Source organism: Natrinema sp. H-ect1 (genome assembly GCF_041821105.1).
Classification (GTDB): Archaea; Halobacteriota; Halobacteria; order Halobacteriales; family Natrialbaceae; genus Natrinema; species Natrinema thermotolerans.
This window is the reverse complement of the sequence record NZ_JBGUBA010000004.1, coordinates 192011-215510: the sequence shown is the minus strand read 5'-3', so window position 1 is coordinate 215510 and position 23500 is coordinate 192011. Positions and strand designations below refer to the sequence as shown.

Annotated in this window: 20 protein-coding genes and 1 tRNA gene; 11 read left to right on the top strand and 10 right to left on the bottom strand. The window is 65.7% G+C overall.

What is annotated here, in order from left to right:
- Positions 1 to 52: 52 nt before the first annotated feature.
- Positions 53 to 1375: an MFS transporter gene (locus ACERIM_RS12230; RefSeq protein WP_373632848.1), complete on the bottom strand. Its 1323-nt coding sequence runs from the start codon at positions 1373 to 1375 to the stop codon at positions 53 to 55.
- A gap of 262 nt (positions 1376 to 1637) precedes the next feature.
- Between ACERIM_RS12230 and ACERIM_RS12225 the strand changes: the two genes are divergently transcribed.
- The 5 genes from ACERIM_RS12225 to ACERIM_RS12205 all read left to right on the top strand — a co-directional run bounded on the left by ACERIM_RS12225 (position 1638) and on the right by ACERIM_RS12205 (position 8242).
- Positions 1638 to 2567 (top strand): NAD-dependent epimerase/dehydratase family protein, encoded by a 930-nt coding sequence (locus ACERIM_RS12225; RefSeq protein WP_006650747.1) that lies wholly within the window; start codon positions 1638 to 1640, stop codon positions 2565 to 2567.
- Positions 2568 to 2951: 384 nt separating this feature from the next.
- Complete coding sequence (gene ppc, locus ACERIM_RS12220) at positions 2952 to 5642, top strand: phosphoenolpyruvate carboxylase (RefSeq protein WP_373632846.1); 2691 nt, start codon at positions 2952 to 2954, stop codon at positions 5640 to 5642.
- Positions 5643 to 5741: 99 nt separating this feature from the next.
- Positions 5742 to 5826 (top strand) — tRNA-Ser (locus tag ACERIM_RS12215).
- Between the two features lie 473 nt (positions 5827 to 6299).
- Complete coding sequence (locus tag ACERIM_RS12210) at positions 6300 to 7958, top strand: 4Fe-4S ferredoxin N-terminal domain-containing protein (RefSeq protein ID WP_049905936.1); 1659 nt, start codon at positions 6300 to 6302, stop codon at positions 7956 to 7958.
- 83 nt (positions 7959 to 8041) lie between these two features.
- Positions 8042 to 8242 carry a hypothetical protein gene (locus ACERIM_RS12205; RefSeq protein ID WP_373632845.1) on the top strand — a complete coding sequence of 67 codons (201 nt, stop codon included), beginning with the start codon at positions 8042 to 8044 and terminating at the stop codon, positions 8240 to 8242.
- A gap of 99 nt (positions 8243 to 8341) precedes the next feature.
- Here ACERIM_RS12205 and ACERIM_RS12200 read toward each other — a convergent pair whose 3' ends face one another.
- The 3 genes from ACERIM_RS12200 to ACERIM_RS12190 all read right to left on the bottom strand — a co-directional run bounded on the left by ACERIM_RS12200 (position 8342) and on the right by ACERIM_RS12190 (position 10834).
- The gene (locus ACERIM_RS12200) at positions 8342 to 9943 is read right to left on the bottom strand and encodes a (R)-citramalate synthase (protein ID WP_373632844.1); all 1602 of its coding nucleotides are present in this window, start codon (positions 9941 to 9943) and stop codon (positions 8342 to 8344) included.
- A gap of 117 nt (positions 9944 to 10060) precedes the next feature.
- The gene (locus ACERIM_RS12195) at positions 10061 to 10438 is read right to left on the bottom strand and encodes a DUF192 domain-containing protein (protein ID WP_006650753.1); all 378 of its coding nucleotides are present in this window, start codon (positions 10436 to 10438) and stop codon (positions 10061 to 10063) included.
- 45 nt (positions 10439 to 10483) lie between these two features.
- Entirely contained in the window at positions 10484 to 10834 is a 351-nt protein-coding gene (locus ACERIM_RS12190) for an ArsR family transcriptional regulator (protein ID WP_373632841.1), read from the bottom strand.
- A gap of 109 nt (positions 10835 to 10943) precedes the next feature.
- Between ACERIM_RS12190 and ACERIM_RS12185 the strand changes: the two genes are divergently transcribed.
- On the top strand, positions 10944 to 11474 hold the full coding sequence (locus tag ACERIM_RS12185; protein ID WP_373632840.1) for a hypothetical protein: 531 nt from the start codon (positions 10944 to 10946) through the stop codon (positions 11472 to 11474).
- Positions 11475 to 11502: 28 nt separating this feature from the next.
- Here ACERIM_RS12185 and ACERIM_RS12180 read toward each other — a convergent pair whose 3' ends face one another.
- From ACERIM_RS12180 to ACERIM_RS12170, 3 genes are all read right to left on the bottom strand, one after another.
- Positions 11503 to 12459, bottom strand: a complete 957-nt coding sequence (locus tag ACERIM_RS12180) for an SDR family oxidoreductase (RefSeq protein WP_373632838.1) — start codon at positions 12457 to 12459, stop codon at positions 11503 to 11505.
- Positions 12460 to 12744: 285 nt separating this feature from the next.
- On the bottom strand, positions 12745 to 13536 hold the full coding sequence (locus tag ACERIM_RS12175; RefSeq protein ID WP_373632837.1) for an endonuclease V: 792 nt from the start codon (positions 13534 to 13536) through the stop codon (positions 12745 to 12747).
- A gap of 60 nt (positions 13537 to 13596) precedes the next feature.
- Positions 13597 to 14532, bottom strand: coding sequence for a rhomboid family intramembrane serine protease (locus tag ACERIM_RS12170; protein WP_373632836.1), 936 nt, complete (start codon positions 14530 to 14532; stop codon positions 13597 to 13599).
- 145 nt (positions 14533 to 14677) lie between these two features.
- On the opposite strand from ACERIM_RS12170, the gene ACERIM_RS12165 reads away from it, so the two are divergent.
- From ACERIM_RS12165 to ACERIM_RS12150, 4 genes are all read left to right on the top strand, one after another.
- Positions 14678 to 15118: a DUF5788 family protein gene (locus ACERIM_RS12165; protein WP_373632834.1), complete on the top strand. Its 441-nt coding sequence runs from the start codon at positions 14678 to 14680 to the stop codon at positions 15116 to 15118.
- Complete coding sequence (polX, locus tag ACERIM_RS12160) at positions 15115 to 16866, top strand: DNA polymerase/3'-5' exonuclease PolX (RefSeq protein WP_373632831.1); 1752 nt, start codon at positions 15115 to 15117, stop codon at positions 16864 to 16866. The genes ACERIM_RS12165 and polX overlap by 4 nt, the downstream gene beginning before the upstream one ends.
- Positions 16867 to 16883: 17 nt before the next feature.
- Complete coding sequence (locus ACERIM_RS12155; RefSeq protein ID WP_373632830.1) at positions 16884 to 17348, top strand: Mut7-C RNAse domain-containing protein; 465 nt, start codon at positions 16884 to 16886, stop codon at positions 17346 to 17348.
- A gap of 206 nt (positions 17349 to 17554) precedes the next feature.
- The gene (locus tag ACERIM_RS12150; RefSeq protein ID WP_373632829.1) at positions 17555 to 19489 is read left to right on the top strand and encodes a PAS domain-containing protein; all 1935 of its coding nucleotides are present in this window, start codon (positions 17555 to 17557) and stop codon (positions 19487 to 19489) included.
- A 267-nt stretch (positions 19490 to 19756) separates the two neighbouring features.
- Here ACERIM_RS12150 and ACERIM_RS12145 read toward each other — a convergent pair whose 3' ends face one another.
- Together ACERIM_RS12145 and ACERIM_RS12140 are read right to left on the bottom strand one after the other, a co-directional pair.
- Entirely contained in the window at positions 19757 to 20980 is a 1224-nt protein-coding gene (locus ACERIM_RS12145; RefSeq protein ID WP_373632828.1) for a mandelate racemase/muconate lactonizing enzyme family protein, read from the bottom strand.
- 158 nt (positions 20981 to 21138) lie between these two features.
- Positions 21139 to 21891, bottom strand: coding sequence for a PHP domain-containing protein (locus tag ACERIM_RS12140; protein ID WP_373632827.1), 753 nt, complete (start codon positions 21889 to 21891; stop codon positions 21139 to 21141).
- 137 nt (positions 21892 to 22028) lie between these two features.
- Here ACERIM_RS12140 and ACERIM_RS12135 point away from each other — a divergent pair, with 137 nt between their 5' ends.
- Positions 22029 to 22316, top strand: a complete 288-nt coding sequence (locus tag ACERIM_RS12135; protein WP_006180676.1) for a hypothetical protein — start codon at positions 22029 to 22031, stop codon at positions 22314 to 22316.
- Positions 22317 to 22383: 67 nt separating this feature from the next.
- On the opposite strand, the gene ACERIM_RS12130 is transcribed toward ACERIM_RS12135, so the two are convergent.
- A complete protein-coding gene (locus tag ACERIM_RS12130) occupies positions 22384 to 23184 on the bottom strand; it encodes an alpha/beta hydrolase (protein ID WP_006650765.1) in 801 nt (266 codons plus the stop codon).
- Between the last annotated feature and the right edge of the window lie 316 nt (positions 23185 to 23500).

Genomic DNA, 23500 nt, shown 5'->3' with positions numbered 1-23500 from the left:
GTAGCTGTGGGCTGAGGCAGGCGACGGTGTGTGGTCGTCCGGAACTCGAACGTCAGTCGGTCGGCTGCTCGAGGTCGGTCCCGGTCTCGAGGGGCCGTTCGGCCCGCGTTCGGAGGTGAAGCAGGATCGCACAGGCTGCGGCGAGCAATCCCGCGGCGGCCGCAATGGCGAACGCGACTCGGTAGCCCAACTCGGTGTAGACGCGGGTGCCGTTGACGGTGTCGCCGGTCCAGTAGGCGTCGAGGGCGGCCCCGAGGACGACCGGGAAGACGGCCGCGCCGATCCAGCCCATCGTGTTGACGATGCCGATCACGGTCCCGCTCGCTCCCTCCGGGTGGCGCTCTTTGATGACGGTAAAGGCGAGCGGCACGCCGCCGCGAAGGACCCGCGAGAAGAGGAAGATCGCGCCGACGAGCAACAGGGGGACGGTCCCGAAGGCGGCGAAGACCGCCCAGGTCAGCCCGAACACGACCGTCGAGAAGACGATGAGGCCGGTTCGCTGCCCCCACCGGTCCGAGAGCCAGCCGAAGGCCGTCGGCCCGATCATGCCACCGACGTTGCCCACGAGGAGGTAGACCGACGCCTCCGTCACGGAGATCCCGTGGGTCTGGACGAGATAGGGGATCCCCCACAGACCGAAGATCGTGATCCCGATGCCGGTCATGAAAAAGAGCATGATCCCCAACAGCCACGTTTCCGGTTCGCGAACCGCGTCCGAGACGTACCGCTTGAGCGTCGCGGCGTCGGTCACGTCCGGTCGGTCCGGCACGTCGTCGATCGGCTCGAGGCCGGCGTCGGCCGGCGAGTCGTGGGAGACGAGGAGGATGCCGACCGCGGCCGCGAGGCCGGCCACGCCGAGGCCGACCATCGACCCCCGCCAGCCGAGCCGCGAAATGGCGATCGCGAGCGGCGTCGTCGCCGCGAGGCCGCCCAGAATGCCGACGCTGAACGTCGCGCCGGTCATCGTCCCGAACTCGTCGGGTCGGAACCAGTTCGCACAGAACCGCAGCGCCGCGACGAAGAGGACGCTGGCCCCCAGCCCGACCAGCACGCGGCCGCCGAACGCGACCGGATAGGTCGACGCCAGCCCGAACGCGACCGCGCCGGCGCTCATCACGGCGGTCCCCGTTGCGGCGATCGCCCGCGCACCGTATCGGTCCGTCAACAGCCCCGCGGGCACCTGAAACGCCGCGTACAGGTAGAAAAACGAGGAATGCAGCAGGCCGAGGCTCGTCGCCGTCGTGTCGAACGCACGCATCAACTCCCCCGAGAGGACCGCGGTCGACGACCGGTGGAGGCTGACGAGGAAGAACGACGCCACGAGCAGTCCCCAGCCGATCCAGCGCCGTCGATACGGGTTCGAGAGCAGTCTCACTGTTTGGGGTATGGTATCATATACATTAAAGCTACGTTCAGCGGTAGGTCGGCGGCGTCACTCGAGGCGACTCGAGCGTCGATCCCCAGCCGGTCGCCCCGCTGACGATGTCGCCGTCCGTTCCGAGGGGGAGGTCGCGGGCCGCGATCGACCGCGGCCGACCGGTCGGTCGGCAGCCGCCGCCCGTTCGAGTCAGTCGCGTCGCCTCGCAACCGCTCGGGCTTTCAAAACACCTATGGATCACCGAACTGGGATTTTCGATATGACTCTGGACGATCGGACCGTTCTCGTCACCGGCGGGGCGGGATTCATCGGCTCGAACCTGGCGAACCACCTCGCCACGAACAACGACGTGACCGTCGTCGACGACCAGTATCTGGGCACGCCGGAGAACCTCGACGAGGACGTCGACTTCGTCGACGCGAGCGTCCTCGAGGACGACCTGCCAACCGACGTCGACGTCGTCTTCCACCTCGCGGCGCTGTCGTCCTATGCGATGCACGAGGAGGACCCGACCACGGGCGCTCGCGTGAACGTCGAGGGCTTCGTCAACGTGGTCGAGCAGGCGCGACAGGACGGCTGTGACACGGTGGTCTACGCCTCGACCTCGTCGATTTACGGGAGCCGGACCGAGCCCTCGCCCGAGGACATGGACGTGGGCGTCGACACCGGCTACGAGGCCTCGAAGCTCGCGCGGGAGCGCTACGGCGAGTACTTTGCGAACCACTACGACATGTCGATGGCCGGCATGCGCTTTTTCTCGGTGTATCAGGGCTACGGCGGCGCGGAGGAACACAAGGGCGAGTACGCCAACGTGATCGCGCAGTTCGCCGACGACATCGCAAACGGCGAGTCGCCGGTCCTGTACGGCGACGGGACCCAGACCCGGGACTTCACCCACGTCTCCGACATCGTCCGCGGGCTCGAGGGGGCCGCAGCGGCCGAACTCGACGGGATCTACAACCTCGGGACCGGCGAAGCCTACGACTTCGACACGGTCGTCGAGATGATCAACGACGAACTCGGGACCGACGTCGAGCCCGAGTACGTCGAGAATCCCATCCCCGAGGATGTCTACGTGCATGACACCTGTGCCGACGCCTCGAAGATCCGCGAGGCGATCGGCTGGGACCCACAGATCGACTTCGAGGAGGGGATCCGGCGGGTCTGTGCGCAGTACACTGACGAGTGACGAATCGCGGGGCTGTGATCTCCCGGAGTCCGATCGAGAACCCGCCGCCCCCTCGGTCGTCGCATCCGGCACGGATACGTTTCGTGCGACTAGTGAGTTGGTGAACCAATTGGGGGCGAGGACTACCCGCTATTCGAAATTGAATGCCGCAGTCGTTCGTATAGTACATCCGAAACCAACCATCTAGAGAGATAATTTATATTTGTAGTAAATATCTCCAGGACTGGTTGTGGTATCGATAGCGATCGGGCCGGCAAGCGAACGGATCAGCAGGAGTCGCTCGTCGACCCAACATCACCGCCAGTAACTATCACGGAAAACGATGTATGAGTCGGGTAGCACTCCTGCTAGGGGTTTTTACTATGGCACGCACATCCACACGATATGCGACTTCACAACAGGAACGTCCGGCAGGACGTTCGCGAACTCGGGGCGTTGCTCGGCGACGTCCTCGAGGACCAGACTTCCCGACGCGCGTTCGAGACCGTCGAGTCCTGTCGCCGGACCGCGATCGAGTACCGGTCGGGCGACCTCGAGTCCCGGGAGCCGCTGATCGCGGAACTCGAGGGACTGTCGCCCCACCAGCAACGGATCGTCGCCCGGGCGTTTACCACCTACTTCGAGTTGATCAACCTCGCCGAGGAGCGCGAGCGGGTCCGGACCATTCGGACCGCGTCTCAGGAGGGGACCCTCGAGGACAGCCTCGAGACCGCGGCCGCCGAGTTGGGCGAGGCCGACGTCGAGACTGTCCGGCAGGTACTCGACGACGTCCTGATCGAGCCGACGTTTACCGCCCACCCGACCGAGGCCCGCCGGAAGACGGTCAAGTCCAAACTGCGGGAGATTTCGACGTCGCTCGAGACCGTCGACGAGCGGCTGCTGACCGATAAGGAAGAGGGGCAGGTCTGGCGGGACGTCGACGCGGAGGTCACGAGCCTCTGGCAAACGCCGCAGGTCCGCAATCGCCAGCCCGAACCCGAAGACGAGGCGCGCAACGTCCAGTGGTACCTCGAGAACACGCTGTTCGACGTGGTCGGCGAGGTCTACGACGAACTCGCCGACGCGATCGACGAGGAAGTCCCCGGCAGTCTCGAGATCCCAAAGCTCTTCGAGTTCCGGTCGTGGGCCGGCAGCGACCGCGACGGCAACCCCTACGTGACCCCCGAGGTCACCGCCAACACCCTCGAACGGCAGCGCTCGGTCGTCTTAGAGCAGTACCGCGATCAGCTCAAGCGCCTCTCCGGCGTGTTGAGCCAGGACGGCAGCCGGATCGACGCCGGCTCGGCGTTTCAGGCCTCGCTCGAGGAAGATCGCGAGCGGCTGCCGGGGACCGCTCGGACGGCCGAGGAGCGCTACCCCGACGAGCCGTACCGACAGAAGCTCAAGTTGATGCGCGAGCGGCTCCGCCGGGTCGGCGACGTTCGCCCCGGCGGCTACGAGACGGTCGCGGGCCTGCGTGACGACCTCGCGGTCATCGCCGAGAGCCTCCGGGACAACGGGGCCGAAAGCGTCGTCGACGCCCACGTCGATCCGATTCGGCGGCGGGTCGCAACCTTCGGCTTCTCGCTGGCGAGTCTGGACCTGCGGGATCACCAGCAAAAACACACCGACGCCATCGCCGAGGCCCTCGAGGCCGAGGGGATCGACTACCACGGCCTCTCGGAGGACGAGCGGGTCGAGTTCCTGACCGACGCCGTCCTACAGGACGAACCCGTGATCGACCTCGAGCGGACGGAGACTCTCTCGGACGACGCCGCCCGCGTCCTCGACCTGTTCGATCGCCTCGCGGCGTGGCAAACGGAGTACGGGAGCAACGCGATCGACACCTACTGCATCTCGATGACCGAAGAGCCGAGCCACGTCCTCGAGGTACTCTTCCTCGCGGATCAGGCCGGCGTCGTCTCTCTGCCCGAACACTCGGGGATCGATATCGTGCCGCTACTCGAGACGGAATACGCCCTCTCGGGGGCCCGCCGGATCATGGGGACGCTGTTCGAGAACGAGGCCTACGCGCAGGCGCTGGAGGCCCGCGGGCGGACCCAAGAGATCATGCTGGGGTACTCCGACTCGAACAAGGAGAACGGCTTCCTCGCGGCCAACTGGTCGCTGTACAAGAACCAGCGTCGGCTCGGCGAGATTTGCGACGATCACGACGTGACGATGCGGCTGTTTCACGGCCGCGGCGGCTCGATCTCGCGGGGCGGCGGCCCGATGAACGAGGCGCTGCTGGCCCTGCCCAACTCCACGGTCACGGGCCAGGTCAAGTTCACCGAGCAGGGCGAAGCCATCGCCGAGAAGTACGCCAACCCCCGCATCGCCGAGCGCAACATCGAACAGATGCTCAACGCCCAACTGCGGGCGCGCAAGCAGGCGCTGGACCAGCCCGAGGAAGAGGTCCCCGAGGAGTGGGTCGACGCGATGGAAACGATGGCCGACGCCGCCCGCCGGGAGTACCGCGACCTCTTAGAGAGCGACGGGTTCGTCCGCTACTTCGAGCAGGCGACGCCGATCACCGTCATCGAGGATCTGGATCTGGGCTCGCGGCCGGCCTCCCGCAGCGGCGAGCGCACGGTCGAGGACCTGCGGGCGATCCCGTGGGTGTTCTCCTGGACCCAGTCGCGGTGTATCCTCCCGGGCTGGTACGCGCTCGCGACGGGGATCGACGCCTACGTAGACGACGGCGGCTCGATGGAGACGCTCCAAGAGATGTACGAGGAGTGGCCGTTCTTCCGGACGACGCTGGACAACGCCGCGCTCTCGCTGTCCCGTACCGAACTCGAGATCGCCGAGCGCTACGCCGAAATGGCCGACGACGACCTCCGGGAGCGCTTTTTCCCCCGGGTGACCGACGAGTACGCGCGGGCAAGCGAGTTGATCACCGAGATCGGCCAGCGCGAACAGTTACACACCCGCGACTGGCTCGGCGAGAACCTCGAGCGACGAAACCCCTACGTCGACCCGCTGAACATGCTTCAGGTCTACCTGCTCGACCGGACCCACCGGACCGACATCGAGGAGCGAACGCTGCGACTGACGGTCAAGGGGATCGCGGCCGGGATGAAGAACACGGGGTAACGCCGCTCGGCTCGAGGTGCCATCGCCCTCGGGCGAACCGTTCGCACGGAGCGAAAAAATCGAAACGGGTAAAAACGTCTCTCGAGTAGAGAGGAGTGAGCCGAGATAGCCTAGCCCGGCCAAGGCGGCAGATTCGAAATCTGCTGTCCTCACGGACTCGGGAGTTCAAATCTCCCTCTCGGCGCTTTTACAGCAACAAACCGATGAGCGCCGCGTAGCGGTGCGAACCGATGTTCGGTGCTGCAAAACGATTACGGACGATTTGAACCAGACGAGGCGCAGTCCGGGACGTGAGCGGAGCGAACGATCCGGGACGTCTCGGCGTGATTCGACTCGCCTTCTCAACGCTTTTCGGTATAGCACAAGACGATAAGTAGAGCCAGCCATCCGCCATCGTGATCCCTGTCGGAGAGGACAGTTTCCGGAGACCGCAACCCGAACGTGCGGGACCGTCCGAACCGACACCGCCGGGTTGCGCTGATCGGATACTTCGATTCTCGACCCGCCCTCTCCGGCGACAGTTCACGGCAGGTGCTGATTCGGGGGACAGCCGATCCCGTCATTTGCAGGCTGGGCCTCTTTGCGAAGACTTGTGATAGGTGTGGGAACACGAGTCACAATGAACGGACCTCGAGCGACACCGGACCGGTGGGGACGATGAGTTTCGACGACGACACCTCGGACGACGAGGCGTTTCACCCCCTCGGCGAGTCGTGGCAGGACGACCTCGAGGAGATGCTCGACGAGACCGAGTACGACACCGAACTCGGGATGGAGATGGGGAGAGACGCCATGCGGGTCACGAAGGGCGAACTCTCGGAAGAGGAGTTCCATGAGCGGTATCACGACGACGTGATGGCGGAGTTCGGCGAGGACGAACGGCCGATTGCCAGTCCGGACGATGTGGACGGCAACGAGGATGGGATCGGGTCGACGCTGTTGGAATTCGCCAACGGCGACGGATCCCGTCGTGAGATGCTCAAAAAGACCGGGGCCGGGCTGGGGTTCGCGAGTCTCGGCTGGGGCGCGGTCGATCAGCAGGAGCCGGAACCTGCCGTCGAGGAAGCGGGAGAAGTCCAGGACGCAGACGAGGGAACCCAGTGGGGAATGACGATCGACCTCGAGAACTGTGACGGCTGTCTCGCCTGCGTAACGGCCTGCAATCAGGAACACAACTGGGACCAGGGGGCAAACTGGATGTACGTCCTCGCTTTCGAGGACGGCGCGGTCGAGTCCCCGGACCCCGATACCGTCGACGTCGATCCCGAGGACTGTGGAGACAACCCGGTCGTTCACGACTTCAACTACCTCGTCCGCCCGTGTCAGCACTGCACCGATGCGCCCTGCGAGAAGGTCTGTCCGACGACGGCCCGGCATACCCGCGACAGAGGCGGGCTGGTGCTGACCGACTACGACGTCTGCATCGGCTGCCGGTACTGTCAGGTCGCCTGCCCGTACGGCGTTAACTACTTCCAGTGGGGGGAACCGGAAACCGACGAGGACGAACTCAGTGCGGACATGGTCTATGACTATCGTGACCGGCGCGTCAGCAGTCGTGCCCCTCGCGGCGTCATGTCGAAGTGCGTCTTCGATCCCGCCCGTCAGGACGGTAACTTCGGCGAGGGCAACATCGGCACGAGCGCCTGCGAGGTCGCCTGCCCGCCGAACGTTATCCAGTTCGGCGACAAGAACAACCCCGCGAGCGATCCCGAACGGTACAGGGAGAACCCGGCTCGATCGCGAACGATCATCAACCTGGATGCGGCGCTTCCGTCCGCGGATTCGGTTTCGTCGTCGCTCGAGGGCGTCAGCGGCGACCTGGACGCGGTCATCGATGCCGTCGACGAATTCACGAGGAGGCGAATCGCGCTCGCGACGGGGGTCCAAATTACCCAAGAGGAGTACGAGGAGGAAGCGCCGCCGGGCGATTCGCTCCCGGACAAGGAAGCGGGCATCCTCGAAGTCGTCAGCGCGATCGAAGAAACCGGCCTCGACCTCGAAAGCGACGAGGTGCGCCGAGAACTCGGGCTGATGCCGGACCAGTTCGAGGGTCCGAGTCAGGACGTCCAGGTCGCCGACACGGCGGAGGTCGCCCAGGAATTGTTCGAGGATTACGTCAACGCGCCCCAAAACGAGTTCGAGTTGCTCGCGGATATCGGAACGAACCCGAACGTCGACTACCTCGGTCACCAACCCGGGCCCGAAGCTCATCAGGTCAGGGGGCCGGTTTCGTACGAGGACGTCGGAATGCTCGATACGCGCCAGAACGCCCTCGAGGAGGAGACCGTCGGCCTCGGGCCGATCGACTCGTCTTGACCTCCCCTCACCCCGATCGAGACGGCAGTCAGGGGCCGTTCGAAACCACACGCATTCAAGCGACTCGAGCCGAACGGGCGACTATGGACCGTCGAAAACGAACGATCGTCGGCTCCCTCTGGATCGGGGTCGCGATCGTGATGGCGACGACCCTCGAGATCGGTGTCCCCACGTCTGCGAGCGCGGTCGCTCGCCTGTTCGTCGTCGCTGTCGCTCTGTTTCTGGCCGCCATCTACGCGCTTGACCCGTGGAACGTCGTGAGCGATCCGTTCCGGCAGGAGTAGGGGACGGCGGGCGTCGACGCTGCTGTTACTGTCGGATCGAATCGGGGAAAACGGCGTGGCCGCGTCAGCGACCGGAGCGCTGATCAGCGGCGGCTGTCGTCAGTCGTCGGCCGGTGCGAGCGGCTGCTGGTCGGTCGCGAGCAGCCGATCGAGCGCGTCGACCATCGCTTTCACGCTCGCGCGAGTGATGTCGGCCTCGCTGCGGGCGACCGTCACCGAGCGGTCATTGCGGACCATCGTGACCTCGACGGTGACGACGGCGTCGGTGCCGCCGGTGACGGCGTCGACGTGGTAGGACTCGAGTTCGGCGTCGGCCATCGAGCCCAGCGCCTCGCGGACGGCGGAGACGGCGGCGTCGACGGGGCCGGAACCGGTGCCGCTGGCGACGCGCTCCTCGCCGTCGACATCAAGGCGGACGCTCGCGGTCGGGACCGCCCCGCCGCTGGTCGCGGAGAGATCGAGAAGTTCGACGACGCGCTCGCGATCGTCCCCGGTGACGTCCTCGGCGATCGCCAGCAGGTCGGCGTCGGTGACCCGGCGGCCACGATCGCCCAGTTCCGTCACACGAGTGGCGATCTCGGCGACCTCGTCGTCGTCGGCCGCGACGTCGTGTTCCTCGAGCGCGGCCCTGACGCCCGCGCGGCCGGTGTGTTTGCCCAGTGCGAGCCGGCGTTCGCGCCCGACCGTCTCGGGGGCGTAGGGCTCGTACATCTTGTCGTCTTTGAGCGTGCCGTCGGTGTGGATGCCGCTCTCGTGGGTGAAGGCGTTCTCGCCGATGACGGCCTTGTTCGGCGGGAGCTGGACGCCCGTCGCCCGGGCGACGGTCTGGGCGAGGTCGTACACCTCTTCGAGATCGAGCGTTTCGACGTCGTAGACGTGATCGAGCGCGATCGCGACCTCCTCTAAGGCGACGTTGCCGGCGCGTTCGCCGAGGCCGTCGACCGTGCAGTGGACCAGGTCGGCCCCTGCGGAGACGGCCGCGAGCGCGTTCGTGACGCCCAGCCCGAGGTCGTCGTGAGTGTGGGCGCTCACCGGACCGAGGTCGGCGAGTCGGGAGACGGCCTCGTGGGTGTGTTCGGGGCCGGTGTGGCCGACGGTGTCGGCGAAACAGAACCGGTCCGCGCCGGCCTCGAAAGAGGTCTCGGCGAGCTCCTCGAGGTAGTCGATATCGGCCCGCGAGCCGTCCTCGCCGATGACCTCGACCCAGAGGTCGTGATCTTTGGCGTAGGCGACCAGTTCGGCGGTATTCTCGAGGTTGTCCGCGTGGGAGGTGCCGACCTTGCCCTCGACGTGACGGTCGCTGGCGGGGACGACGATGTGAACCCCGTCGACGTCACACTCGAGCGCGAGGTCGATGTCGCCTTTCATGCCGCGACAGAAGCTGGTGACGCGGGCGTCGAGATCGAGGTCGGTCACCCGCGAGATGGCCTGTCGCTCACCCGCACCGGTACAGGCGCTGCCGGCTTCGATGACGGAGACGCCCGCGCGCTCGAGCGAGCGGGCGATCTCGACTTTCTCGTCCGGCGAGAGCGAGACGCCCGGCGCTTGCTCGCCGTCGCGAAGCGTCGTGTCCAGCAGGCGTACTGTACGGTCCGATGCGATCGTCTGTTCGGGTGAGTGAGTTACAGGCAAGAGTGGTGAATTGCGGGAACTGCGGGTGTTGTCGTCGGAACGGTGATTATACTCGTCGGAGAATTTCACGCCCAGCCGGGTCGCCCCGACTTCCTCTATCCTCGTCAGATGGCGTATGGCGTGCCATTGTATCCCGTCACAACGTATCACGGTGTCTTAAAACCGCCGGTTCCGGATACCGATCCGTCAGGCGTCCTCGAGTCGCACCCGGTCGCCGGGGTCGACGGTCGCGGCGCTGCCGGCGGGGAGTTCGACGATGAGATCGGCTCGGGCGCGGGCGAAACTCCGCCACGGCCGGAGCCGCTCGACGCGCTGGACGACCCCGTCCTCGACCCAGAGGGCGTCGATGGGGAAGAACACGAACAGCATATGGAGATCCCGGACCGCCGCGTCGTCGAACCGAAAGGCGAGCGCGTAGTCGTCCGGCACGGATCGGCGGAACATGAGCCCGCGGGCCTGGCTCACGAGCGTGTCCGCGACCTCGACTGTCATCGCCAGCGTTTCCGTCCGCTCCTCGAATATCTCGTCGTCGGCGTCGGAAGCCGGCTCGTGGACGAGTCGCACGACCTCGAGTCCGAACGGCGACGAGAAAAAGGTCTCGGGCCGCGCCTAGAGATCCGCGACCGTCGCTGCGGCGTCGAACGTCGCCAGCACGCCCTCCTCGAGCAGGAGCCGGCCGAATTCGGTCAGTTCGTACTCGGGGCCGTCGACCGACGGATCGACGAGGCAGGGCATTCGCTCGGCGAGGACGCCGCCGTCGACGAGCGCGTCGATGGCGGGTTCGATAGCCGCCACCCCACGATCCGTTTCGGTCGCGATCTCGGGAACCGTCACGCCGTCGTCCGGGTGTGCGTACACCGCGTACGCGACCGCAAACTGGTTGCGGTCGCCGATCGCGTCGACGGCCGCGAGGACGTCGGCGGTCGAGAGGAGGGTGTCGGGATCGTCGGTCGGAAGCACGACCGGCGGTAACGCGGGCCGGGGGCAAAACCCCATCGACGGCGACGGCTGACTTCCCCCGGACGCGGGCGGTCGATTCAACATCCCCGGAACCCTAGTGCCGGCGACGATGGAGAAAACGCCGCAGGGGACCTCGGTCGGCGTCGACGATCCCTACGAGTTTGCGGGCGTCTGTGACTACCTGACCGGCGAGGGGACGTGTCGGTACGCCTTCGATCACTACGAACACGACCCCGAGTTCGCCCGCGAGCGTGCTGACGACGACTACGAGTGTCCCGTCGTCGACCCCGAGTCCGACTGGACGTGGGCCGACTGCCCCCACTTCCGGTCGCGCAACCGCGATCGGGAGTGCGTCCGCTGCGGACTCGAGGAAAAACGCATGGCCCACGACGACGAGCGGCCGCTGCTCGAGGAACATCACCTCTCATACGACCGCGACGGCGAGACCCTCTCCCACGAGATCACGGTTTACCTCTGTCGCTGGTGCCACTCGAAGGTCCACGACTCGTGGGCGCGGATCACCGACGACGCCGCGCCCGAGCCCGACGCGATCGCGGCCCTCGAGCAGCGCCGTGGGCGCGAACAGTCGGAACTGGGGTTCGAGTCGGCGGCCGAGCGGTACGACGACTCGGAGGAATAAACGGCGGGTACGACCGTGAAACCGCGACTCAGACCAGTTTCCGGACCAGTCCGTAGAGCCTGTCGCGAATCGAGGCCGGGAGGAACCGGGCGTACAGCCCGTACTGCGCGAGGGGACCGACCGGGTATCGGGCCGGCGGATCGGGGCTGGTCGCCGACTCGAGGATCGCCTCGGCGACGTCCTCGGCCTCGGAGGCGAAGGGGCCGCCGCTGCCGCCGCCGATCAGTTGGGCGTCGTCGTAGAGTTCGTACAGCGACTCGTAGTCGGCCGTCCGTTCGTTCTCCGGGAGTTCCTCGTCGACGCGGGTCGTGAACGCCGTCTCGACCGGACCGGGCTCGATCAGCACCACGTCGATGTCGAACTCGTCGACTTCGGCCCGTAACGCGTCGCTCATCCCCTCGAGGGCGAACTTCGAGCCGGAGTACGCGCCCGAACCGGGCATGGAGATCCGACCGGAGACGCTCGAGACGTTGACGATCCGGCCCTCGCCCTGCGCTCGCATGTGCGGGAGAGCGGCGCGGGTCAGCCGGTGGGGCCCATAGACGTTGACGTCGAACTGCCGGTGGAGATCGCTCGTCGAGACGTCCTCGAGCGGCCCCATCTGGGCGTAGCCGGCGTTGTTGACCACGCAGTCGATCGAGCCGGCGACATCGACGACCTCCTCGACGGTCCGGGCGACCTGCTCGGGATCGGTGACGTCCAGCTCGAGGGTCTCACAACCCTCGTCCGCGAGGTCGGCGATGTCGTCGACGTTGCGCGCCGTCGCGAAGACCTGCCAGTCGTCGTCGAGGAAGGCGCGGGCGGTCGCGCGACCGATGCCGGACGAGCAGCCGGTGATGAGTACCGACTGCTTGCGCGTGTAGCGGTCCTCGTCGCCTGCAGGGCCCGCGTCGTCCGCGGCGGTCTCGCGGCCGGGGTCGTCCTCGACGACGGTCCCGTCGGAGCCATCGTCGGCTGTCCTCTCGACGTCCGCATCGGTAGCCATACGCGACGGGTTCGTGCGACGATACCTAAGTATCGATGGTTTGTCGCGCTGATCGTACTGTTCGGATCGGATTCACGTTCGATCGGCTCTACCGATCGTCTCGAGACGGCAAACGACCAGAAAGCTCCCGGATCGATCGCCTCGCGCGCCTCGGTGCGCTCCTCGCTCCCGACGGTCGCTGCGGTGCTTCCGTCGTCGTGCTTCGTCGATCGGTCCGGCCCCTTTCAGTCCCACCCGCTGCAGGTGGCTGATCAGCAGGCTGTAGCCGGTGGACAGTCGAATCGGCTACGCGTCGACCTCTCCCTTGGCTTCGTCGGCGTACTTGTCCGCGAGTCGGACCGGTTCGGGGAGTTTGTACGAGGTAGTCAGCGCGAGCGCAACTTCGGCTGCCGTCTCGGGACCCACGCGGTGACCGGGGCTGACGTAGAGCGGATTGATGTACCGGTTTGGCGACTCGTACTGGCGCGTCTGGACCGCATAGCCCAGTAGAGTGCCGTCGGGCGCGTCGACCCTCGAGTTCGCTTCGATACCGATCGTCGTCCCCTCGGGGAGGTCAGCGGTGTCCGCCCGGGGAGTCCCACAGAGCAGGCTCTTGGCGACGCCGATACTGGGCACGTCCCGGACCACGCCGATGTGGGTCGCGATGCCGGCCTGTCGGAAGTGGATGCGGCCGCTGCCGTCGAACAGCAGCAGATCGGGCTCGACGGACAACTCCTCGAGCGCCGCGAGGATCGGCCGCCCCTCGCGGAAGGAGAGCAGGCCGGGGATGTAGGGGATCTCGAGGTCGGTCACCGCGTGGACGCGCTCGATCACCTCGCCGCCGCGGGTGGCGACGACGGCGCTCAAGGCGCGGTCCTGCTCGCCCTCGTCGTTCGTCAGGAAGGACTGGTCGACGCCGACGACGGCCGGTTGCTCGTCGCCGCTCGCCGCGGCCTCGAGCGGGTTCGACAGCGTTGCGGGATCGAACGAGAGATCGTCCTCGAAGCTCGCGACGGAAGCGATCTCGCGCTGGAGCGACTCCATCTCCGCGCGCGAGAGCGAGCCGTCGGGAGCGAGGTCGGGACGGGGCTGGTGCATTCGGTCGGGGGTAGACGCCGGGTAAAAATCAGTTGCGGGGTCCTGCGGCGAGTAGGTGCATCAGAACCGACCGCGGCCGGGACCGCCCGGACCACCGGGGCCCCCGGGACCGCCACCGCCGCCGCCGAACTCGAGACGACTGGGCGCGCTGACGTTCCGGTTCTGTTTGACGTACTGGCCGTAGGCGAGGCCGATCACGAGGCCGATGAGGTGGGCCCCGTGGGCGATACCTCCGCCCCCGGTCGCGCCGGTGAGGAAGAAGATGCTGATGAAGGCGTAGCCGGCGGTCAGCAGCCAGATCGGGACGGGGAGAATGAAGTAGAGATAGACCTTCAGGCCGGGGTTCAGAACGGTCAGGACGCCCATGATCGCGAGGGCGGCACCGCTGGCCCCGAGGACGGCGGACGGACTCCCCTGGGCGAGCGAGATCGCGATCTGGCCGAGACCGGCGAGGACGCCGCTGACGATGAACAGGGCCGCGAAGTTCCGCGACCCGATGTAGCGCTCGACCAGCGGGCCGAAGAAGAATATCACGATGCTGTTCCCGACGATGTGCATGAAGTTACCCGGGCTGTGGGAGAAGACGGACGTGACCCACGTCCAGACGTACTCGACGTTCCACGAGGTCAACAGGAACAGCGACTCGTAGAGCGATCGACTACCGAACTGCCCGACGATCAGTTGCGCGAGGAACGTGAGCCAGATCAGCGCGAGGAACGTGTAGGTCATGTTCCCGCGGAAGTACGCCAGCGGGCCGCCCGGGCCGGTATCGATCGGGAGTTTGTCCATGATCCCGGAGGCCCGCGACGTCCCCCCGCCGGAACTGACGTTGTCGTCGAACCCGCTGTCGAAGACACCCTGCGGGTCGTTCCAGTTCTCGAGTCCCGAGCAGTCGTGGTTCTCGGGCAGCCGATGGTCGCCACAGTAGGTGCCGCCGCAGTGACGACAGTTGTACGGCATGTTTTCGTCGTTCCCACACGCGTCGCACTTCGCCATTGACCGGGGGTATGTGCGGCGTCGCTAAGGGATTTGGGGTTTGTCACTAGTTTCGAAGAGCTGTCAGGTACGGCGGCGGCCCCGGCGGTCACATCGCTTCCCGGCGGACTGTACATTTTTGCCCGGCGGGCTCCCATATCCGGGCGTGCAAGAGTACGAGCGCAAGCAACTGCTCGAGCGCGTCGAGCGCGAGGGCGCGACCGTCGGCGCGGACATCCCGGAGACGATCACGGTCCAGGACGAGGAGATCGATCTCCGGACCTTCGTCTTCGAGATCAAGCGCCGCGAGACGGTGCCGTCCGGCGAACGCGAGCGCGTCGAGCAGGCCAAGCGGAACCTGCGACGCGAGCGGCTCGAGCGACTCGAGCGGATCGAGGAGGGCACGATCACCCGCGAGGAGGGCGAGGCACTCGCCCAGAGCATCATCGGCATCGACCGGGCGTTGAACGCCCTCGAGAGCCTCGGCCCGACGGATCTCGAGCGCGAGCAACAGGCCAAGCAGGCCCAGGACCGCAAGCGCTGGATGTCCTTCCTGAAGAAGGCGCTGGGACGGGAGGACGACGGAGCCTCCCGGAGGGGCCGATGACGACCAACGCCGAAATCGCGGCCCGGTTCGAGGAGTTCGCCGACCTGCTCGAGGCCGACGACGTCGAGTACAAGCCCCGCGCCTACCGGCGCGCGGCCGAGAACGTCCGGGCCCATCCGTCGCCGATCGCCGACCGGGTCGCGGCCGGCGATCGCGAAGTCCTCGAAAACATCGACGGCGTTGGCGACGCCATCTCGTCGAAGATCGTCGAGTACGTCGAGACTGGCGAGATCGAGGAACTCGAGGAACTGCGGGCCGAGCTGCCGATCGACATCGCCGACATCACCCGCATCGAGGGCGTCGGCCCCAAGACCGCGGGAAAGCTGTATCGGGAACTCGGGGTCGAGACGCTGGACGACCTCGAGGACGTCGCCGAAGCGGGCGAGATACAGGACGTCAAGGGCTTCGGCCCCAAAACCGAGGCGAACATCCTCGAGAACCTCGAGTTCGCCCGAACGGTCGGCCAACGCCAACTCCTGGGTGAGGCCCGGCCGCTGGCCGACGACGTCCTCGCGTACCTCGAGGGTCTCGAGGCGGTCGAGCGCTGCGAGGTGGCGGGCTCGATCCGCCGGTGGCGCGAGACGATCGGCGACGTGGACGTCCTCGCGGCGACCGAAGACGGCGAGGCGGTCGTCGAGCAGTTCGTTTCGTGGGAGTCGGTCGACGACGAGATCGAGTCCGGCCCCGAGAAGGCGAGCGTCCGCGTCGGCGAGAGCCGCGTCGACCTGCGGGTCGTCGTCCCCGCGGAGTTCGGCTCGGCGCTGCAGTACTTCACGGGGAGCAAGGACCACAACGTCGCCCTGCGCAACTACGCGATCGACCACGGGATGAAATTAAACGAGTACGGGGCCTTCGACGTCAGCGGGGTCGAAGACCACGAGGCGGACCAGCGCATCGGCGACCGCGTCGCGGGCGAGACCGAGGCGGGGATGTACGAGGCGCTCGGGTTGGACTGGATCCCGCCCGAGCTTCGGACCGATCGCGGCGAGATCGACGCCGCGGCGGCCGGCGAACTACCGACCCTGCTCGAGCGCGACGATATCCGTGGCGACCTGCATACCCACACCGAGTGGTCCGACGGCAACACCTCCATCGAGGCGATGGTCGAGGCTGCCGCGGACCGGGGCTACGACTACTTCGGGATCGCCGATCACGCCGAGGGCCCGGGCGTCGTCGGCGGCATGGGCCTCGCCGACGACGAGATCCTCGAGCAGGTCGCGGAGATCCGTGCAGTCGGCGACGACGCTGACATCGAGGTCCTCGCGGGGATCGAGGCCAACGTCGACGCCGCGGGTGAAATCGACCTCTCCGAGGACGTGATCGACGCGCTGGACGTGATCGTCGCCTCGACCCACAGCGCCCTGAGCCAGGACGCCGAGACCGCGACCGAACGGCTCGTTCGCGCCGTCGAGAACCCGGCGATCGACGTGCTGGGCCACCCCAGCGGCCGCCTGCTCAACGAGCGCTCCGGCCTCGAGTTCGACGCGACCGCGCTCGGGGCGGCCGCCGCCGACCACGACACGGCCCTCGAGGTCAACAGCAATCCCCGGCGGCTCGACCTCTGGGGCAGCGCCGTCCAGGCGGCCATCGACGAGGGCGCGGTGATCGCGGTCAACACCGACTCCCACCGGCCCGCGACGCTCGAGTACATGCGCTGGGGCGTCCACACCGCACGCCGGGGCTGGGCCGAGCCCGCGGACGTGATCAACACCTGGGGGCTCGCCGCGTTACGGGAGTTCCTCCACTGACACGTCCCCGCTACACCATGCGACTCCTCCTCGATCTCATGTGCGGCGGGCTCCGTGCCTATCTGCGGATGTGCGACCACGACACCGCCTACGCCGGCGACCGCGGCCTCGAGGCCGACGACAACCTCATCGCCGTCGCCAGCGACGAGGACCGAACCGTCGTCACGCGAGGCGTCGCCCTCGCGGCTCGCGCCGACGAGTCGATCCTCCTCGAGAGCCCCGACGTCGAGGCCCAACTCGCCGAACTCGACGCGGCGGGCGTCGATCTCACCCTCGCCGACGAGCCCGCGTTCTGCGGGCGGTGTAACGGCCCGCTCGAGTCGGTCGATCCAAGCGCGTCGACGCCGGAGTACGCGCCTGATCCGACGGCAGTCGAGATCTGGGTCTGTCGGGACTGCGGGCAGCACTTCTGGCGGGGGAGCCACTGGGACCGGGTCGCGGAGACGCTCTCGGGAGTACGCGACGCCGACGAGGCGGAGTAGTACGGTTCTCCGTCTGGAACGGAGTCGAGTTACACAACGTGTATCTTGCGTAAAGCGCGCCTATAATTCTCCTCGTCTCATAATACTGCCCCCAACGGCGGAGAGTTTATTCATCGGTATCGCGAGTAACCGGAGTAGTGACCGGCTCACAATTGACGAGTATACTTCGAGAGACTCTTTCCCTCTTCGAAGCGGGAGGGGCACCTATGACGACAACCGAAGTAGCCGAACAACTTGACCTCGGCCGCCGGAGTACCTACGAGCGTTTAGAACGACTCGTCGATCACGACCGACTCGAAACCAAGAAAGTCGGGGGAAACGGGCGCGTGTGGTGGCAGCCATCGATGAACGGGCAAGCGTTCACGAAGGGGCGAGAAAGAGATGCGGCAGAAAGCGAACTCGGCGAAGTCTTCGATCGAATATCGGACAGCTTCTTTGTCCTCGACGAAGAGTTCCGCTTTCGCTATCTGAACGACCGCGCAGCAGACTTTCTGGAACTGGACGAGACCGCAGTTTGTTCGGATATTCGTAACGAGAACCTCACTGAGACGTTCGAGAGCGCACTGTATGAGGCTCTTGAAACACGAGAGTCCGTAGTTTTCGAAGACTACTACCCTCCGTGGGACGGGTGGTTCCAGAACGTCATCTATCCCTCAGAAGCGGGTCTGTCGGTCTTCTCCCGCGACATCACCGAACAGAAGCGACGTGAACGAGAATTGGTCCGCTACGAAACGATCGTCGAGACGAGTCCGATCGGCATCACGATCGTCGACAGTGACGGCGAAATGCAGTTCGCCAATGACCGCGCCGAGGAGATCTACGGTCGGAGCAAAGCCCAGATCAACGACCTCAGCTTTGACGATCCCGAGTGGACCGAAGTCGACGTTGACGGCACCCCACTTCCGGATGGCGAGAAGCCCTTCCCGAAAATTATGGAGTCCGGTGAACCCGTGTTTGACCAGATCAGTGGAACGTCTCGTCCGGATGGAGAACGAGTCTGGCTCTCCATCAACGGTGCGCCAGTCTACGACGACCGCGGAGAGATCGAGAGTGCCGTGTTCACCATCCAAAACATCACCGGCCGGTTCGAGCGGAAACGGAAACTCGAACAGTACGAGACGGTCGTCGAAACGGCTCACGATGGAATCTACGTCCTCGACGAGGAACGACGGTTCGAACTCGTCAACGATTCGTTTGCCGAGTTGACCTCGTTTTCTCAAACAGAGTTACTGGGTCAACACGCCTCGACGGTGTTCGGAGACGAGTTCGCGTCCATCGAAGCCGAACAGTGGGGGCGTACGACCGGGGATGAGCCCCCGTCGTTCGAAGAGACGATCAACGCTGGCCCGAACGAAAACCGAACGGTAGAGAACCGGTTCGTCATTACGGATGAAGGCGCGCGAGACCGGCGCGTCGGTGTCATCAGGGATGTCACAGAGCGCGAGGAGTATCGCCGAAAGCTGGAGGAATCGAACGAACGGCTGGAACAGTTCGCGTACACTGCCAGCCACGACCTCCAAGAGCCGCTGCGGATGGTCACGAGCTACCTCCAGTTGCTCGAACAGCGCTATAGCGACGACCTCGACGAGGATGCCGGCGAGTTCATCGACTACGCGGTCGACGGTGCCGACCGGATGCGAGAGATGATCGACGGACTGCTCGAGTACGCCCGCATCGAAACGCGAGGGAATCCGTTCGAACCCGTCGAATTGGACGACGTGTTCGACGACGTGCGCACCGACCTACAACTGCAGATCCAGAACTCCAACGCACATATCGAGGGTAGCTCACTCCCGCAGGTCAACGGGGACAGAGAACAACTCCGCCGGGTGTTCCAGAACTTATTATCGAATGCGATCGAATACAGCGGCGACGAACCACCCCGGGTTGCCGTCTCGGCGGAGCGGGCCGGATCAATGTGGCAAATATCGGTTCGCGACGAGGGTATCGGCATTGATTCAGAGAAGACCGATCGCGTCTTCGAGGTGTTTCAACGCCTCCACAGCCGCGAAGAGTCTGAAGGGTCCGGTCTCGGACTGGCGCTCTGTCGGCGGATCGTCGAGCGCCACGGCGGCGAGATCTGGGTCGAGTCAGAGCCCGGCACGGGATCGACGTTCTCGCTTACGCTACCGTCTGTCTAACACGTTTTCTGGTAAGCGACTATGCCTGGTTACCGGCATATAATCGCTCAGTAGGCGCGTATGGTGAGTAGATATTCGACAGCTGAAGCGTGAAACAACAGCGCCATCGTACTGAACTCGTCCTCGGTGTTCAGCACGTAGTTTCGGCTATCCCCCGAACAAATTGGTCGTCGCTCCGTTACCGACTCCAACGGACACGGGTTTCGTATTTTGCTCCCAATAGAATCCCAGATCGATCTACCGAAATGAACGGTGGCTGCGTGTCGCTCAGTCGAAGCCGTCGGTCCCGGACAGTAGATGCGCCTCGAGAACGCCCTCGTCCAGTTCGATCCCCAGCCCCGGCTCGGTCGGCACGTCGATGTAGCCGTCCTCGATAAGCGGCCCCTCGCGTGCGAGCAGATCGTCCCACCAGTCCACCTCGAGGGCGTGATATTCCAGCACGTCAGCGTTGGGGACGGCGGCACAGAGGTGGGCGCAGGCCATCGTGCCGACGGGGCTACAGACGTTGTGCGGCGAGAACGGAATGTAGCGCTCCTCGGCGCGCTGGGCGATCCGTTTCGACTCGGCGAGGCCGCCGCAAGTGGTCGGGTCGGGCGTGATCACGTCGACCGCGTAGTCGTCGAGCAGGTCGCTCAGTTCGTGGATGCGGAATCGGTTCTCGCCCGTCGCGAGCGGTGTCTCGGTCCGGCGGGCGATCTCTCTCTGGGCGTCGGTCTCCTCCGGCGGGACGAGGTCCTCGAGCCACATGAGATCGTAGGGCTCGAGTGTGCGGGCGAGCCGAGTTGCGCTCTCGACGGTGTAGTCCCAGTGGCAGTCGAAGGCGAGGTCGATCTCGCTTCCGACGGCGTCGCGGACGGCCTCGACGACCGAGACTTTGTGGTCGATCGCGGCGTTGGTGAGCCGGCCATTGTAGGGATCGGGCTCTGTGTCCCGGTCCATATCGAGGTCGAACTTGATCGCGTCGAAGCCCATGTCGACGACGCGCTCGGCTTCGGCGGCGTAGGCCTCGGGGGTGTAGGCGTCCGCGTCGGCGTACTCGGTGAACCCACCGTCGTCGACCGCGTAGGCCTCGCCGGCGTGACAGTCGCAGTAGAGCCGGACCCGATCGCGGTAACGCGAGCCGAGCAACTGGTAGACTGGCAGGTCCAGGATCTTCCCGGCGGCGTCCCAGAGCGCGATCTCGATGCCCGAGGCGGCGGTGACGACTTTCCCCGTCGTCCCGCCGTGGCCCGACGTCTCCTGTACGATACGTCGGAACAGCCGCTCGACGTCCAATGGGTTCTCGCCGACCAGAAACCGGTTCGCGTACTCGATCAGTTCCGGGACGCCGCCCCCGCGGTAGGCCTCGCCGATCCCCGTCACGCCCGCGTCCGTGTGGACTTTCACGAGGTTCCACTCGAAGTTTCCGTCGACGACCGCCGATTCGATTCCGGTGATCGCGACGTCGTGACCCGCCGGGCGATCCGTGGCGTGGTTCGAAAAATCCCTCACCGCCGATCACCGACGACGACGGTGGTACTGGGTTCGCGGTCGAACGACGACGCGGCGAGACGGGGACTCGAGATCATTGTGGGAAATACTGGCACACGTTCGAACGTCAAACCACCGGCTCGAGCATCGATGGCGGACGGCACGCGGTCCCGGCGGTACTAATAGACGGCGGCGTCGTCGAACCGCCCGTCGTAGGCGATGTGTTGTGGATGGGTCGGCTCGGTTCCCGAGAGGAAGAGCCGGTCGACCTTCTCCCAGGTGTTCTCGTAGACGAGATGGCCGAGTTCCGAAGCGGTCGTCGACCAGCGATACGGCCCGTCGTCGTAGATCACGCGGCGAGCGACCCCGTCGTCGAACGCCTCGAGGAGGTCGGTTTCCGTCTCGATCGCGGCCTCGAGGGCGGTGTGGGCGACCCCGACGGACCGCGGGAGGTGTGCGTACGACGACGTGAAGGGCGGCAGCGAGAGGGAGTCGGCGAGGTCGCGGGCACGTCGGTTATCCCACGGGAAGTGTCGCGGGTTGAAGATCTCGATGGCGTTGATCACGTCGGCGTACCGGCGCAGATCCGCCTCGGAGAGGCTCACGTTCGCAAACTCCGGATGCGGGACGAGTACCGTCGCTCCCTGGCGCTCGAACTCGGCCATCGCCGTCTCGAGCGGGATGAAATCGGGAACCGGCTCCTCGAGGCCCAGCGCGAGGACGTGTTTGCGGTTCCGCCACGTTCCGGTGAACACCTCGCGGGCGGGGATCACCAGCAGGTCGTCGTCGGAATAGGCCGCCGCCCGCTCGCGGGTCTCCGGAAGCCGGGTGAAATGCGGTGCGTAGACGATCGCGTCGAGACCGGCCCGTTTTGCCCGCTCGACAACGCGATCGGTCAGCACCTTCACGTGGGGGTCGACTCGGTACGTCACTCCTCGATCACGCCCCCCACTTTCGGGACAGCCGAGTTATGAATTCTGATTCGGCGGCCGATCGGCCACCTGTCTTCCGACCGATGGGCTCGGCTGCGAAAGGATGATTAGGGCGGCCGTGCGAGTTCCGGTATCGAATGGCCTGGGAATGCGGAATCGACGGCTGTGGATCGGTCTTCGAAGACGTCGAGTCGGCCGTCGTCCATCAGGCGACGGAACACCAGCGCCGCGAGTGTAAGGTCTGTGGCACCGTCGTCCCCGACGGCTACCTCGCGATCCGACACGCCTTCACCGAACACAGCCGCGCCGAGTACGTCCGCGCCTACGGTGCCAGCTCCGAGGCGGTCCGGGAACGCGAGGAACTGCTCGAGGAGATCGAATCGGTCGCGGACATGAAAACGATCGCGAACGAACTGAAGCGGTAACGACAATCGTCGTCCCTGCCGTGGCGTCCTCACTCTCGTCGTCCGCTCGAGCCGCCTTACAGCACCGTCAGTAGTTGTCGATAATCGCCGAGACGCAGCCGGTACTCTCCTTGTAGGAGGTATGGTCGGGGACGGCGTCGCTCACGTCGACGTCGGCATAGTTACTCGCCGTCTCCCCGTCGGAGAACCAGCCGCCGCAGTCGGCCGGTCCGCTCCCGAGTCGGGCGATGCTGTCGTTGGTCGAGTAGTAGTTGTGGACCTCGCCAGCCGAGGACTCGATAGCGTCGTCAAAGTCCCCGCTCTCACAGGGGGCGTCGTCCACCTCGTAAGAGCCGATGCTGTCAGCCGTTTCGACGGTGAAGTCGCCGCCGATGGCCGCGAGCGTCTCCATCTGGACGATCCCGCCCATCGAGTGGCCGAGGATGCGGATCGTCGTGTCCGGGTTCGCGTTCGTGTAGTCCCCGAGCCAGGCAGCGAAGGCGTCGCCGGTGTCTCGAGCGCTCGCTTCGGCGGAACTCGGGAGGCCGCTGTCGTCCCACGTCACGGCGGTCACGGTCTCGGTATAGCCGAGGTCCCTGGCGGTCTGCTGGAAGGTCGCGGCCTCGCTGACGCTCTCCGAGGATCCCGTATAGCCGTGGACGTTGAAGACGACCTCGTCCTCGTTTTGTGGCGCGTCGTCGATGCTCGGCGTCCCATACCGGAAGTCGACCTCCATGATCTCGTCGGTGTCGGCCGCGACCGACCCCGACGCGACGCTCAACCCGGTCCCGGCGACGACCGTCGCCGCCGTCGTCCGCAGCATTCGCCGCCGCGAGAGCGTCGTATCACTGTTCCCCGCAGTCGAATCCGCGTGTTCTTCGTGAGTCATCAGTTATCGTTCGCGTTGTGGTAGCGAACGACAATCCCATTCTCGTGTCCGTCGTTACCGCTTTATCTTCGGAACTGAACGTTTTTATTACAGGGCAGATGGCTGGCTCGTCCCGACTAGCCGTCGATCGGTTTCGCGACCGCTGGTAAATGTCGTGGGTAGGTTGACGACGGATGTGACTCGCCCGCTCGGATTACGATGCCGGGTGCCCGCGGACAATCACCTCCGTCGTTACTGTGTCTCGCAAACTGGCGTAGAAACGTCCGCGAGGCTCACTTCGTTCGCGCCGAGCGACCCCATCCGCGACCGCTCGTTA